The following is a 13,969-nucleotide window of genomic DNA, read 5'->3' as shown; positions in this document are numbered from 1 at the left end:
TGGCTCCCTCCTCGGCCGCGGCGTTTAGCGCTTTCGAAATGAAGCACTTGGACCGATCGGCGTGTTTCAGGCACTTCTTGACGAGCACCTATCCTCATTGGTTCAACCAATGAGAAATAACATCGACTGTCGACTTTGCCAAGTTCCGTCGCGCGGCTTTGTGAACCACGGTCAGCTCGGCATTAGTTCTATCGCGCGCACCCGGGCAGGGAGCGATGATCCGCACATTGTGTTCGGCGGGTGCTGCCGCCCCGCCGCCGAATCCTGTGAGCGCGCGACAGACTCGGCCAGCAAAACCAATTCACTCGGCGGCCGCGACGATTGGCTGTTCCGCGCCTCGGAGCACCTCACCCTTGCGCAACTCCGCAATTTCTTCAGCGCTCAGCCCCAACAGCGTCTGCAACAGTCTCGGCCCGTCCTCGCCGAGCGCGGGCACCTTGTTCCGGACATGGGCGGCACTCTGCTTGAACCGAAAAGCCGGGTTGGGGATATGCAAGGACCCACCCCCGTCATTGATCTCCTCCAGCACACCGCGCTCCTGGATGGGCGGCAGTGTCATCGTCTCGCGGATCGTCCGGTATTGCGAGCATGGCACGCCGGCCTTGGTGAGGATCGCTTCGCATTCCTCGGCCGTTCGCGATTCCGCCCACTCATCCAGCAGGTTCATCAATTCGGACCAGTGATGCTCGCGGGCGCTGCTGGTTGCGAAGCGGGCATCGCTGATCCATTCCGGGTAGCCGACACCCCGCGCCAGCGCTTCGAAATTGTTCTGGCTGACGGGCGCGACGAGCAGGAAGCCGTCGCTGGCTTGCGTGGGTCGATAGAGCGGCCGCCGACGCTCGGCTGGAAATTGCGCCTCCTGACACTCATACACCAGCATGCTGACCATGGCGTCGAGCAGAGACACGTCGACATACTCGCCCTGCCCCGTCTTGAGCGTCCGAAACAATGCGGCCTGAATCGCTCCGAAAGCGGTAGAGCCGCCCAGAACGTCGGCGATGAAAATTCCGTTTTTCAGCGGACGGGCGATGTCGCCTTCCTGATAGTCCAGGTTCGCCATATCGTAACCGGACGTGGCGTGCAGGACCGGCGCATAAGCGCTCCGTCCGGACCAGGAGCCCTCCTGCCCGAAGCCCGAGATCGAGCAATACACGAGCTTGGGATTAAGCCTGGCAAGAGTTTCGTAGTCCAGGGCGAGCCGTTGCATCACCCCCGGACGGTAATTCTCCACGAGCACATCACAATGCGGCACCAGCTCATAGATCAGCTTGCGCGCCTCGGGCCGTTTGAGATCGAGAGCGATACTGCTTTTGCCGGCGTTGAGCTGCGCGAAATAGGCACTCCGCCCGGCCCGCAGCGGCGGGCGCAACCGGATATGGTCACCTTCCGGTGGTTCCACCTTGATCACCTCAGCGCCCAGATCCGCCATCAGTCGCGTGCAATAAGGCCCGGACATCATTGCGGTGAAATCGAGAACACGGATTCCGTCGAGGATTCCCGGGCGGGTCGGGCCGGCTGCCATTCCGGTTGCCATGTCGATGCTCACTTGAGATTGGTTTCGGACACGGCAAGAGCGGCAAGCCGGCTGCCGCCGATGACGTCGAGATAAGCATCGGGCGATGCGGTCCGCACGTAGCGATCGAGATAGCCGCCGAAGGTCTCGGAACTGGCGCTGCTCTTCACATACTCCTTCAGATGGGCGCCGTCGGAGCGAAAGAGCGATGGCGAAGCGGTCGGATGCGCACCGAATGGCGCTTCCACGATAGCATCGACCATGGCGCCGGGCAGCTTGGTCAGATGATTGCTGCGCCTGATCGTGTCGGTCGACACGATGCGATCCACCGAGACGATTACCCGCCGCGACGCCTGGGCGATCATCGCGTCGAAGAAGGGCGGTCCTAGGTACTGAACATTGCCGTGCTCGTCGGCCTGCTGGGCGTGGAGCAGACAAACATCCGGCTTGATGGCAGCCACCGCGAGCATCTTGCGTTCGCCTTCCTTCGACGGCAGCGGCCAATAATGCTCTGGCGCGAATTTCGGCAGGTCCGTGCCTAGGTCCGGCACCGGCATGTAAGGCAGATCGCAAATTCCCGCCCGCAACCCGCCCGCGATACCCGGGCCATCCAGATCGTGAACCTTGAGCGCGCCGCTCTCAGATTGGCGACGAAAATGCGGCGCCAGTCCAAACTGCTCGAAACTGATGAAGACGCAGACGGTCGAAGCGGCGCACCCTGCTCCGATCAGCATGTCCGGCGCGATCGAACCTGGCGCAGGGATGAGGTGCAGGTTGCGCGCGCGCTTGCGGATCAACGCGCGCACCAGCGCCATCGGCTGCGAGTTGAAGATCCAACCGCCAAGCGCAACTTTGGCTCCGTCCTGAATCTCGGCGACGGCCTCGTCGACGGAAACGATCTTGCTCTTTGTCATGGGATTGCAGCTTGCCTGTCGGTCTGATTGGAAAGACGTCCGCCGTTCGATCAGGGAAATTTGCGCCGGAGATCGCCCCGCCGGTCGACATGTTTGCGCAGCAGATCGAGCTCCTGATCATTCGGCATGGCGGTCACCGGGGGCGCCCCATCAACCACGAGATCGAACGCCGTGGAGTCGCGGATCTGCTCGAGCGTCACGCCCGGGCTGATCGACCTCACGCGCATCGCCTTGCTGCCCGGTGCAAAATCGAACACGCCCAGCGGGGACAACACCAGTTTCGGGCCGCCCGGCGGCAACCCCATGCGCTCGCGGGAATCGCCGCCTTCCATGTGACCGGGGCCGCAGAGGAAATCGACCCGCGGCACGAACGCACTGCGGTCATGACGGGTCAGGCACACGTAGAAGCGCTTGGCGAGACCGCAAAGCGCGCTGATCCCGACCGTTCCCGGCCCGCGCACCTTCGGCTTACGCTGGTCGCCCACCACCACGGTGTTGATGTTGCCGAACCGGTCGACCTGCAATGCAGACAGAATGGCAAAATCGAAGAAGTGGATCTTCCAGTCGATGAAGTCGATCATGACCGGCAGATCCATCCAGGACTCCGCGGACTCGACGTTCTCGTAGTCCGCCGTCGACAGTAGATGATCCCGAGTCGGGTTGACCATCCCACCCGGACCGGAAATCCACCACAGCCGCGGCGCCTGCATCCGCCGCGCGAGATTGCAGGCCGCAAGCTGGATGTCGGAGTTGGTCCCGATGATGACCTTCTCACCGTCGGCGATATCGCGCGCAAGCAGCACCGCCAGCGTCTCACCGAGGGATGGATTTGCAGACATGTGCTTCCGACCAATTGGTTGAACCATTGCGAAGCTACCGATGATCAGACGCGAAGTCAACGGACCCGGGAGCGGCGGACAAGGCTGCGCGCCGGTTCTCTCGGGCAACTCGGACGTGAAGGGTCGTCGGCTGGCCGCGGATATCCGCATTCATCCGGAATGGAGGTCCGCAGGCCCCGGCACGAAGCCCCGGGTTTGCGCGGCCGAGAGGATTTAACGCTGGGCAGTCGGGGGAGAACGGCGCGCGCGTGGCGCGGCTTTCGCCACCGTCACACCTTCGGCCTGAATGCGCGACATGTAGCTTCGCTGCAGCCGCTTCAGGCAGGACTCCATCTCCGCCACGGCGGCATCGGCATCGCCCGCAGCGAAGTGCTCCATGAATCGGCGACGCGACGGCAAAACGAAACTGTTGTCATACTCGCCGATCCGCTGCACGAAATGAGCGAGCACGTCGAGCACGCCGTTCATGACGATGACCATGATCGGATTGTCGGTGAGGCGCGCAAGCATTCTGTGGAATTCGATATGTCTCTCTGCGCGACCGGCGAAATCACCGCGGCGGCGCGCCTCCTGCGCCTCATCGATGTTGCGGTTGAGCATGTCGATGTCCGCGGGCGTTGCGCGCCGGCACGCTTCCCGCACTACGATCGATTCCAGCCAGATGCGGGCCTCGGTCAGTTGCGCCGGCTGGATCGTGCCGACATGGTACATGTCCATGAGCCCGGTCGCGATCGCTTCGCCGCTATGCTGGCTTATGAAAGCACCGCCGCGGGCTCCCTTTTGCAGGCGGATCAACCCGGCATGCTCCAGGGAGCGCAACGCCTCGCGAAGGGTATTGCGAGACACGCCAAACTGCTCCGACAGCGCCCGTTCGGACGGCAGACGGCTGCCGACGGCAAGCCTGCCGGAGGCAAGCTCGGTCCGGATCTGGGCGGCGATCTCATCGAACGCACGGGACGATCGGATACGTTGGAACTGCGCCAGCGGCGCAGCCTCGGCGCTGGACTTGGCCGGCAATTGTGAAGCGCTCATATCAACCCGGATGGTTCGAACTGGACGATATATAGGCGAAGCTGACGATTCTCGCCATAGAAGCTCGGCATTGACCCACCTCTTGACCAAAGGTAGAATGGTTGGACCAATATAGGGAGGAATGCCGGGATGCTGCGGGAATTGCCGTCGGACGAGGATCGTCAAATCCTGCGAGAAGCTGTCCGAAGGTTCTTTGAGAATACGCCAGAGATCAGCACCCCGACGACCCCGAGCATCTGGAAGCGGCTGGCCGGCCAAGGCTTGACCCAGATCGCAGCGTCTTCCGCCGACGGCGGTCTGCGCGAGATCCTGCAGGTCGCGGAAGAAGCTGGGCGCGCCGCTTGCCGTGCACCGCTCGCGGATGCCGCCCTGGTCAATCTCATGCAGCTCGGAGCCCGCAGCGACGCCCCTGCCCTGATGTCGCTGCTGGAGGATCTTCACGCCGGTGATGCGGCAATCGCCTTGTGTTTTGCAGGCTTCGACCACGATCGTTCCGCGGGCTGGGCAAGGATGGAAGCGAACCGCGTGGTCGCGGAATCGCGTTTTGTCGAAGCCGCAGACATCGCCACGCATTTGGCCGTGTTCGTCCCGGGCCCGACGCTGGTCATCCTCATAACCAGCGAGGGAATTGACGCTGAGCCAACCCCGATGATGGGCAAGGCCGGCTGGTGGCGGGTTCGAGTCGATGCAAGTCCGCTGCTGAGCGTGCCGTTCGCCGAGGCGGAGATCCAGGATCTGCTTGCAATCGCGTCCCTTGGCCAGGCCGCGCGCGCCTTTGGCGCGGCCGATCGTGCGTTCGAGCAGGCCGTCGCCTATGCCCGCGAGCGCCGGCAGTTCGGGCAGCCGATCGGGCGCTTCCAGGCCATCCAGCACAAGCTGGCCAATTGCCACATTGCCTTGCGCGCGGCCCAGCTATCGCTACAGAACGCCGCCGCTCAATACGACCTGCAAGCGCAACAATGGCGCTGGTTCGCGTCCGCGGCGCTGGCCACCGCTGCCGCTTCGCTCCGTCAGGTCTCGCTCGAAACCCACCACACCTTCGGCGCGATCGGCTACAGCGAGGAGCACGAGGCCGCGCGGCATTTCCGGCAGGTTCATGTCGGAGTGCTTCGGCATGGCGGTGGACGCCCGTCACTCGAGCAGCTCGCGAGCTATTTTCTCGATCAGGACGGTGAGGTCCGGTTTCCGGAATACGATCTGGGGCCGGCCGGCAATGCCTTCCGCCGCGAGGTCCGCACTTGGCTTGATGGCTATTGGTCGGGCGAGCGCCGCGCACGGCACCAGCGGCTTTGCTTTCGCGAACGGGAGTATGACCGTGAATTTGCCAGGGCCCTTGGTCAGACCGGCTGGATCGGACTCAACTGGCCAAAGCGGTTCGGCGGGCAGGCGCGTGGCGCCTTCGAGCAGCTTGCCTTTATGGAGGAGATGGAGCGCGCTGAAGCGCCGCGGGCCGGCGCGCCTGTGCAGGCCGCGATGCTCCAGGTCCACGGCACGCCGGAGCAGCAGCAGCGCTACCTGCCCGAAATCCTCCGCGGGGAAGCGATCTACGGCATGGGTTACAGCGAACCTCAGGCCGGCTCTGACCTTGCCTCGCTGAAAACCCGCGCGATTCGGGACGGCGACCACTATGTGATCGATGGACAGAAGATCTGGACTACGACCTATTGGGGCGACTACATGCTGCTGGCGACCCGGACCAATCGAGACGCGACCCCGCCTCATGCCGGGATCACGATGTTCATCGTTCCAATGGCTACGCCCGGGATCACGATCCGGCCGTCAGAGACGATGTATGGCGGCACCTTCGCCAACATCTTCTATGACAACGTGCGGGTCCCTGCGGAAAATCGGATCGGCGCCGAGGGGGAAGGCTGGAAGGTCCTGACCGGCGCGTTGGCGACCGAGCGCGGCTTCATCGGCGGCGGCATCGTGTTGAAGGTCGCCCACATGTTCGAACTCTTGTGCGAGCATATCCGGACCGCCGAGCGCCACGGCAGCCCGATGCGGCACGATCCGCTCGTGCGCGCCAGGATCGGCGCGCTCGCGGCTGAAATCGAAGCCGGCCGACGCATGATGGTCTATTGTGCGGAGCAGGTGGACAAGGGCGAGACGCCGGCGGACGAAGCTGCCCTCAGCAAGGTCTATTCCGGCGAGCTGATGGAGCGCTTCGGCGAAACCGCGCTCGACCTGCTGGGGCTGGAGGCGCTGCTCAGCGAAGACAGTCCCGGCGCCATCCTCCGCGGGCGCATCGAACAGAATCTCCGACATTCGCTGATGTGGGTCATCAGCATCGGCACCAATGAGATCCAGCGCAGCCTGATTGCCCAACGCGGCCTGGGGCTGCCAAGATAGGCTTTGCCCGGAGGTGACAATGACTACGACAGATCGTCCTCCGCTGCCGCCGCCACGCCCGAGAAAGTCCGGCGCGCCCTCCCCGCTTCACGGCCTGCGCGTGATCGATTTCTCGCACTTCATCGCAGGTCCCATGTGCACGCTCTTCCTGGCGGATATGGGCGCCGACGTGATCAAGATCGAGAACGCCGCCAACGGCGACGACTTCCGCCGTTTCCAGCCTCACCTCGGTGGTGAAGGCGTGCCGTTTCTTTGGGTCAATCGCAACAAGAAAGGCATTGCGCTCGATCTCACCAACGAAGCTGCGCAAAAAATCGCAACTGAGCTCGTCGCATCGGCCGATATCCTGGTCGAGAATTTCTCGCGCGGGGTCATGGAGCGGTTCGGCCTTGGCTATGATGCGATGCAGAAGCTCAACCCTCGCCTGATCTATTGCAGCGTCTCCGCCTATGGCCGCGACGGCGCAATGGCTGATCGTCTCGGCTTCGATCCGGTGATCCAGGCGGAGACCGGTTTCATGTCGATGAACGGTTTCCCGGACCAGCCAGGTGTCCGCACCGGTCCCGCGATCATGGATATCTCCACCGGCATGACGGCCACGATCGCCGTACTCGGCGCGCTGGCAGCACGCCATAGCACCGGATGCGGACAGCGTGTCGAGACGGCGTTGTTCGATACCGCCGCGTTGATGCTCGGCTTTCATGCCATGAACTATCTTGCGACGGGTCGCAATCCCACGCGCGCCGGCAATCGCAGCGCCGACAGCACGCCGACCGGGACATTCAATACGGCAGACGGCCCGCTCTACATCACCTGCGCGAATGACCGAACGTTCCGTCGCCTCGTCACCGACGTGCTGGCACGGCCTGATCTGGCCGAGGATCCTCGCTTCCTAAGCAATCGCGACCGGATGGCCCATCGCGACCAGTTGACCGTCATCATCGAAGAGATTCTTGCCGGCGATTCCAGCGAGAGATGGGTCGTGAAGATGCAGGCCGCAGGCGTCCCGGCCGGCGTCGTCAGAACGATCGAAGGTGCGTTCAGCTCGTTTGAAATGGCCGAGCGTGCGCTCGCCTCGTCCATCCCGCATCCGACCGCGGGCGAGATACCGAACATCGGATCCCCCTTGCGCTTTAGTGAAACGCCTGTTCTCGATCCGGTCGCCGCCCCGACCCTTGGGCAGCATACGACCGAGGTGCTGGAGCGCGTTCTCGGTTATGGACCCGAGCGCATCGCCGAGCTGACGGCGGCAGGCGCATTCGGCTCATCAGGCTGACCCGCCCTCGCCACTGCGCGATGACTTCCGCGCACGGCGCCAAGCAGCCGGCATCGTCTGCGATGAAATCACGGCCGGAGCATGATGCGCTCCGGCCTCGGAAATGCAAGAACAGCGGTCAGATGCGCCGACCCGTCTCCTTCCAGAAGGATTCCTTGAGCCGGCGCTTGAAGATCTTCCCGCTTTCCTCGCGTGGAAGCGCCGCATGGAAGTCGATCCGGCGCGGCACTTTGTATTTCGCGATCCGCTCGGCGAGATAGGCGCGAACCATATCTGCTGAGAGCTCATGTCCCGGCTCGGCCTCGATCGCAGCCGCAAGCGACTCGCCGAACTCCTCATCGGGAATGCCGAACACGGCACAATCCCGGACACCCGGACATTGGATCAGCGCCGTTTCGATCTCCGCCGGATAGATATTGACGCCGGCCGAGATCACCATGTCCGAGCGCCGGTCACACAGATACAGCCGGTCATCCTTGAGATAGCCGACATCGCCCACACTGATCAGGCCGTCGCGCTCGACCGATTTGCGCTTCGCGAGGTCGTTGAGATAGACGAAGTCAGACAGCGAATCCTGCCGGACATAGATTTCGCCGACCTCGCCGGGCGCGACGGGCTTGCCGTCCTCACCATAGAGCGCGATCCGGGCACCCGGCGTGAGCCGCCCTACGCTGCCCGGATGAGCCAGCCAATCCTCCGGTGTACTCAGCATCACGGCCCCTACTTCCGTTCCGCCATAGGTCTCGTAGATCACCGGCCCCCACCAATCCATGAGCGCCTTCTTGATCTCCGGCGCACACGGCGCGCCGGTATGGATCACCCAGCGAAGCGAGCTGACATCATAACGCCGGCGTATCTCTTCCGGCAGGCGCATCAGGCGCACGAACATGGTCGGAACCATGACGGCATGCGTGACGCGCTCCCGCTCGATCATCGCCAGAGTTTCTTCCGGCTCGAACTTGGATTGAAACGTGATCAGGTCGGCCTGACCAATGGCCTGACGCAAGCAGGCGTTGGGCGAGGCATGGTACAGCGGGCCCCCGATCAGGACACGAACGCCGGGCGCGATGCCGTAGACCGACCGCATCAACTCCCCATACGCCTTGGCCTGTTCGGATGTCGCAGGCTCGCGCTTCACGCCTTTCGGATGCCCCGTCGTGCCCGACGTGTAGATCAGCGTCGCGCGGCTGCGCGGCGGAGCGCCACTCCAGGGCTGGAATTGCGCCAGCCATTCCGGCCAGCTCCGATCGGACGCGATCGGCTTCTCCGCCCCGGCGCGAACACCGAACATCCGGATGAGTTCGGCGGGCGTTGGGACGCTCAACACCAGAATGCCGCTTAACTCTTCCTTGAGCTCGTCGCGAACATCGGCAAGAAGATCAGCGTGAGCCACGAGGACCTTGGGCTTCGCATCACCGAGGATGTACCCGATCTCTTTGGCCCGGCCGTGCCAATTGATCGGCACGCAATAGGCACCGAGCAGCGCGGCCGCTTGTGTCGCCTCGACGAAGGCAAAGTCGTTGCGCAGCAGAAGCGCAACGGTATCTCCCTCGGAGACTCCGCAAGCACGGAGCCCGCTGGCCGCCCGCGCCGCATTGGCTAGCACCTCTTCGCGCGCGCGAGGCGTTCGATCGAGAAAGATCTCTGGCGCCGTCATGGTTCCTCTGACAATGTTCAGCATTGAAGTCGAAGCCGACGAAGAAAATGGCGGCGGCGATCGAGCTTGGCACCCGCACTAGTTCTCAAGCTTGCAGTCAGGACTTGGCGTTTCCGACATCAACTCCTCCGGCTTCATGCGCCTGACGATCTTGAAATAATCCCAAGGACCTTTCGATTCCGCCGGTGATTTGACCTGGACCAGGAACATGTCGCGCATCACACGACCATCCGCGCGTATCCTGGCCGATGGCGTCGTCAAATCCGAGATCGGCAGCTCATGCATCTTCTTCGCCACCTCGGGGCCGGATGCCGTGCCCGCTGCCTTGACGGCCTTCAGATAGTGCGTGATCGAACTGTAGACCCCCGCCTGCAGCGCAGACGGCGGACGCCCCATTTTCTCGCTGAACCGCTTCGCAAAGCTGCGGGTGTTGTCGTCGGTGTCCCAGTAGAACGCGGTTGTCGTATAGATCCCTTGCATACGTTCCAGCCCGAGGCTGTGCACGTCGGCCTCGAACAGCATCAGTCCGGCAATCCGAATTCCCTTCTGCAGCAGGCCGAATTCGACCGCATTCTCGATCAGAAGCACGCCGTCGTGCCCGGCGAAGGATGAGGCGATCGCGTCGGGCTGCGCCTCCTGCGCCGCCAGCAGAAGGGAGGCATAGTCCGAGGTCCCGATGGCCGTGCGGCGCGAGCCGACCAGCTGTCCGCCGGTCTCGCTCACGGCATCGGCGACCGCGCGCTCCATCTGATGCCCGAAGGAATAATCGGGGCCGACTGCGAACCATTTCTTCACGCCGGATTGCGCCCCAGTCAGAACGGTGGCACGCGGGAGTACGTTCGTGTCGAAGGTCCACACGAACCCGGTCGGCGAGCACGACTTGCCAAAGAGATCGAGGGTTCCTGATCCGGAAATCAGTGCGATCTTGCCCTTGGACCGCGCGAGATTCTGAATTCCGAGGGCGATGGTCGAGACAGGAATATCGGCGATTGCCTCCACGTGCTCCTCGTCGAACCAGCGCCGGGCAATGGTCAGGCCCACGTCCGGCTTCAACTGGTGGTCCGCCGAAACGATCTCGATCGGCCGGCCAAGGACAGAGCCGCCGGCATCACTGACCGCCAGTGCCGCTGCCACGACCGAGCCACGCCCGACCGTATCGGCAATGACTCCCGACATGTCGGTCAAGACACCGATCTTCAACGGCTCGCCGAAGGCCGCACTGCTCGACAGGCACAGCCCCAGCAAGGCTGCCCAAAACCCTCTCGCCACGACGTTCCCTCAAATTCGTTATTGGTTGTACCATTGATAGCGCGTCCGTGACGAGGCCGCAAGCATGCCGTGCCCAACAAATCCGAGCCGCCGCCGGCTTCGTCCTCGATACGCTCAGCCAGCAGAAACGACATCTTGGCCTTACGGAGCGTCTTGGAAGGATGTGTAGCCCCGGGCGAGCGTCGTACCGCGTGGCCTGCAGAGACGTATTACTAACAAGATTGAGCGCGGTTTCCTCCTCGACTTCTGCAATCGCGCTCTTGCAGGGGGGAAGCGATGCAGGCCCGTAGGCAACCCGGGGCAGCGAGCGGCTGTGCCTGTATGATCGCAAGGCGTTCAATATTGCGCTGAGCTCGCGCTTGTCGTCTGCGTGGTGCGATGCGTGCTGCCCCGGTTACGCAGGTGATGAGCAGCGCCCGCATCTCACCACCAATGGCGTTGACGGAATAAACGGCAGGCCATGTGCAACCAGAGCGGCACCGCAGGTGGCGTGGAAACAAAAACAGCACAGAATTTCCAAATGCCGGGGCAAACGAATTTCCAAACGCGTTCACAGCGCGCCTGAGAACAAAGCTGATCCGCAAGGAAATCCAAGGTGTTGCGCTGGCTGGGGCGGGAGGGATCGAACCTCCGAATGGCGGAATCAAAATCCGCTGCCTTACCGCTTGGCTACGCCCCATCAGGCGGACCGGGATCGAGGCGACCGGGCCGCCTCGCCGATTCCGGCTTCCGCACGGTGGTCTACAGACGCGGGTCGGGGTTTTCAACCGCGCGCCGTGGGAATTTTCACCCGGCCCTGCCCTGCCCCGCGCCGCCGGCGGATTCGCGAGCTTTCTGAAGGCCTTGCAGCAGGCGGCTCGAGCGCCATGCCGGCCGGCGCCACGAGACCACCCGACCAGCCGCACCATACGCGAAAAAGTTGAGGACCGGCCGGTTTCATGGGAAGACGGCGGCCAAATCCCAATCACGCCAGAGGAAGCGTCATGACCTATCGCGCGCCGATCAACGACATCCTGCTCGCCCTCAATCACGGCGCCGGGCTGAAGGCCGCCGTCGAGGCCGGCCATTACGGCGATTTCGACGCTGACCTCACCGCCGCCGTGCTGGAGGAAGCGGGCAAGTTCGCCTCCGACGTGCTGGCGCCGCTCAACAAGGTCGGCGACCAGAACGGCGTCAAGCTCGCCGACGGCAAGGTCACGACCGCGCCGGGCTGGCCTGATGCCTACAAGCGTTGGACCGAAGCCGGCTGGAATGCGGTGTCCGGTCCCGAGGCGCATGGCGGCCAGGGCCTGCCGCTCGCCATCAACGCCGCCTGCACCGAGATCTGGAGCGCATCCAACGTCGCCTTCGGCCTGTGTCCGCTGCTGACGCTCTCCGCGATCGAGGCGCTCGATGCCCATGGCAGCGACGAGCTGAAGCAGATCTATCTCGGCAAGCTGATCTCCGGCGAATGGACCGGCACCATGCAGCTCACCGAGCCGCAGGCCGGCTCCGATGTCGGCGCGCTCCGGACCCGCGCCGAGCGGCAGGGCGACGGCACCTACCGCATCAAGGGCTCCAAGATCTTCATCACCTATGGCGAGCACGACATGACCGACAACATCGTGCATTTCGTGCTCGCGCGGCTGCCGGATGCGCCCGCCGGCACCAAGGGCATTTCTCTGTTCTTGATCCCCAAATTCCTGGTCAACGCGGACGGCTCGCTCGGCGCGCGCAACGACATCTACGCCTCCGGCATCGAGCACAAGCTCGGCATGCATGCCTCGCCGACCTGCACCATGACCATGGGCGACCACGGCGGCGCCATCGGCTATCTCGTCGGCGAAGAGAATGCCGGCATGCGCTGCATGTTCACGATGATGAACCAGGCCCGGCTCGGCGTCGGCCTCGAAGGCGTCGGCGTCGCCGATCGCGCGTATCAGCAGGCGCTCGCCTATGCGCAGGAGCGTAAGCAAGGCCGCGCCGTCGGCAAAAAGGGCGACGGCTCCGATCCGATCATCGTGCATCCCGACGTCAAGCGCATGCTCTTGCAGATGCGCGCGCTCACCGCGGCCTCGCGCTCGATCTGCTATGCCACCGCCGTGGCGCTCGACGTCGCGGTGCGCGCCAAGGACGCGGGCGTCCGCGCGGACGCCGCCGCGCGCGGTGCGCTGCTGACGCCGATCGCGAAAGCATTCTCCACCGACATCGGCAACGAGGTGGCCTATCTCGGCGTGCAGGTGCATGGCGGCATGGGCTTCATCGAGGAGACCGGCGCCGCGCAGCATTATCGCGACGCCCGCATCACCGCGATCTATGAGGGCACCAACGGCATCCAGGCGATCGACCTCGTCACCCGCAAACTGGGCGCCAACGGCGGCGCCTCCGTGTTCAAGCTCATCGACGAGCTCACCGACATCGTCCGCCGCGTCGAGGCCTCGAACGATCCGGCGTTCGGCACCACCGGCGCGAAGCTGCGTGATGCGCTGGGCTCGCTCGATCGCGCCAGCCGCTGGCTGCTGGAAAAACTGCCGTCGTCGCCGAACGACGCGCTCGCCGGCGCGACGCCCTATCTGCGGCTGTTCGGCTCCGCGCTCGGCGGCTGCATGCTGGCCAACGAGGCGCTCGCCGCGCGGTCCTCGGGTGAAGCAGACGGCGCACGTCACGTCGCCCTCGCCCGCTTCTTCGCCGAGACCTTTGCCGTCCAGGCGCCGTCCTTGGAAAAGACCGTCACCGACTCTGCCGAGAGCATCATGGCCGCGGACGCCGTGCTGGTGGCGTGAGGCTGGCGCGCCCCCGCCGTCGACGCGCTCCCAATAAGGAACGTCATGGCCGGGCTCCCACCCTCCCCTGGAGGGGGAGGGTCGACGCGCGTCGCGGAGCGAGGCGCGTCGGGGCGGGGTGAAGTCACGAGCCGCGGCGGAGGTGGAGAGATCACCCCACCCCGCCTCTCGTCTCGCTGCGTTCGCCGTGAGGCGCCTCCCCTCCGGGGGAAGGTGAGCAGCGCGCCGATGACATCGTCTGATCCACAATCTCGAACGGCATCTGAAGATAAGCGCCCGCATCCTCGCGACGCGTCCAGCACCCGAGCTTTACATCTCTCGTATCGCCCTCATCACGTGGAGGGCGCAGGGAAGG

The 13,969-nt window shown here is 64.0% G+C and carries 9 protein-coding genes and 1 tRNA gene; 3 read left to right on the top strand and 7 right to left on the bottom strand.

What is annotated here, in order from left to right:
• Window positions 1-301: 301 nt before the first annotated feature.
• The 4 genes from BRAS3843_RS27065 to BRAS3843_RS42325 all read right to left on the bottom strand — a co-directional run bounded on the left by BRAS3843_RS27065 (window position 302) and on the right by BRAS3843_RS42325 (window position 4,784).
• Complete coding sequence (locus tag BRAS3843_RS27065) at window positions 302-1,546, bottom strand: CoA transferase (protein WP_008972310.1); 1,245 nt, start codon at window positions 1,544-1,546, stop codon at window positions 302-304.
• On the bottom strand, window positions 1,543-2,427 hold the full coding sequence (locus BRAS3843_RS27060) for a CoA-transferase (RefSeq protein WP_008972309.1): 885 nt from the start codon (window positions 2,425-2,427) through the stop codon (window positions 1,543-1,545). The genes BRAS3843_RS27065 and BRAS3843_RS27060 overlap by 4 nt, the downstream gene beginning before the upstream one ends.
• A gap of 50 nt (window positions 2,428-2,477) precedes the next feature.
• Window positions 2,478-3,266 (bottom strand): 3-oxoadipate--succinyl-CoA transferase subunit B, encoded by a 789-nt coding sequence (locus BRAS3843_RS27055; protein ID WP_008972308.1) that lies wholly within the window; start codon window positions 3,264-3,266, stop codon window positions 2,478-2,480.
• A 213-nt stretch (window positions 3,267-3,479) separates the two neighbouring features.
• Entirely contained in the window at window positions 3,480-4,784 is a 1,305-nt protein-coding gene (locus tag BRAS3843_RS42325; protein WP_244425482.1) for an FCD domain-containing protein, read from the bottom strand.
• 24 nt (window positions 4,785-4,808) lie between these two features.
• Between BRAS3843_RS42325 and BRAS3843_RS42315 the strand changes: the two genes are divergently transcribed.
• Both BRAS3843_RS42315 and BRAS3843_RS27040 read left to right on the top strand, forming a co-directional pair.
• The gene (locus BRAS3843_RS42315) at window positions 4,809-6,650 is read left to right on the top strand and encodes an acyl-CoA dehydrogenase family protein (RefSeq protein ID WP_277996492.1); all 1,842 of its coding nucleotides are present in this window, start codon (window positions 4,809-4,811) and stop codon (window positions 6,648-6,650) included.
• A 19-nt stretch (window positions 6,651-6,669) separates the two neighbouring features.
• Window positions 6,670-7,926, top strand: coding sequence for a CoA transferase (locus BRAS3843_RS27040; RefSeq protein WP_008972304.1), 1,257 nt, complete (start codon window positions 6,670-6,672; stop codon window positions 7,924-7,926).
• 118 nt (window positions 7,927-8,044) lie between these two features.
• Here the strand turns inward: BRAS3843_RS27040 and BRAS3843_RS27035 are convergent, their stop codons facing one another.
• From BRAS3843_RS27035 to BRAS3843_RS27025, 3 genes are all read right to left on the bottom strand, one after another.
• A complete protein-coding gene (locus BRAS3843_RS27035) occupies window positions 8,045-9,583 on the bottom strand; it encodes an acyl-CoA synthetase (RefSeq protein ID WP_008972303.1) in 1,539 nt (512 codons plus the stop codon).
• 78 nt (window positions 9,584-9,661) lie between these two features.
• Window positions 9,662-10,852: an ABC transporter substrate-binding protein gene (locus BRAS3843_RS27030; RefSeq protein WP_008972302.1), complete on the bottom strand. Its 1,191-nt coding sequence runs from the start codon at window positions 10,850-10,852 to the stop codon at window positions 9,662-9,664.
• A 604-nt stretch (window positions 10,853-11,456) separates the two neighbouring features.
• A tRNA-Gln gene (locus BRAS3843_RS27025) sits at window positions 11,457-11,531 on the bottom strand.
• Window positions 11,532-11,835: 304 nt separating this feature from the next.
• Between BRAS3843_RS27025 and BRAS3843_RS27020 the strand changes: the two genes are divergently transcribed.
• Window positions 11,836-13,614 (top strand): acyl-CoA dehydrogenase, encoded by a 1,779-nt coding sequence (locus BRAS3843_RS27020; RefSeq protein ID WP_008972300.1) that lies wholly within the window; start codon window positions 11,836-11,838, stop codon window positions 13,612-13,614.
• The last annotated feature ends 355 nt before the right edge of the window (window positions 13,615-13,969 follow it).

This window comes from Bradyrhizobium sp. STM 3843 (genome assembly GCF_000239815.1).
Classification (GTDB): Bacteria; Pseudomonadota; Alphaproteobacteria; order Rhizobiales; family Xanthobacteraceae; genus Bradyrhizobium.
The sequence above is the reverse complement of the archived record's forward strand: the minus strand, read 5'-3'. Positions and strand labels throughout refer to the sequence as shown.

Excerpts from the sequence above, each read along its gene's own strand:
- BRAS3843_RS27020 (WP_008972300.1), top strand. The coding sequence starts at position 11,836 with ATGACCTATCGCGCGCCGATCAACGACATCCTGCTCGCCCTCAATCAC.
- BRAS3843_RS27055 (WP_008972308.1), bottom strand. The coding sequence starts at position 3,266 with ATGTCTGCAAATCCATCCCTCGGTGAGACGCTGGCGGTGCTGCTTGCG.
- BRAS3843_RS42315 (WP_277996492.1), top strand. The coding sequence starts at position 4,809 with ATGGAAGCGAACCGCGTGGTCGCGGAATCGCGTTTTGTCGAAGCCGCA.
- BRAS3843_RS27035 (WP_008972303.1), bottom strand. The coding sequence starts at position 9,583 with ATGACGGCGCCAGAGATCTTTCTCGATCGAACGCCTCGCGCGCGCGAA.
- BRAS3843_RS27060 (WP_008972309.1), bottom strand. The coding sequence starts at position 2,427 with ATGACAAAGAGCAAGATCGTTTCCGTCGACGAGGCCGTCGCCGAGATT.
- BRAS3843_RS27040 (WP_008972304.1), top strand. The coding sequence starts at position 6,670 with ATGACTACGACAGATCGTCCTCCGCTGCCGCCGCCACGCCCGAGAAAG.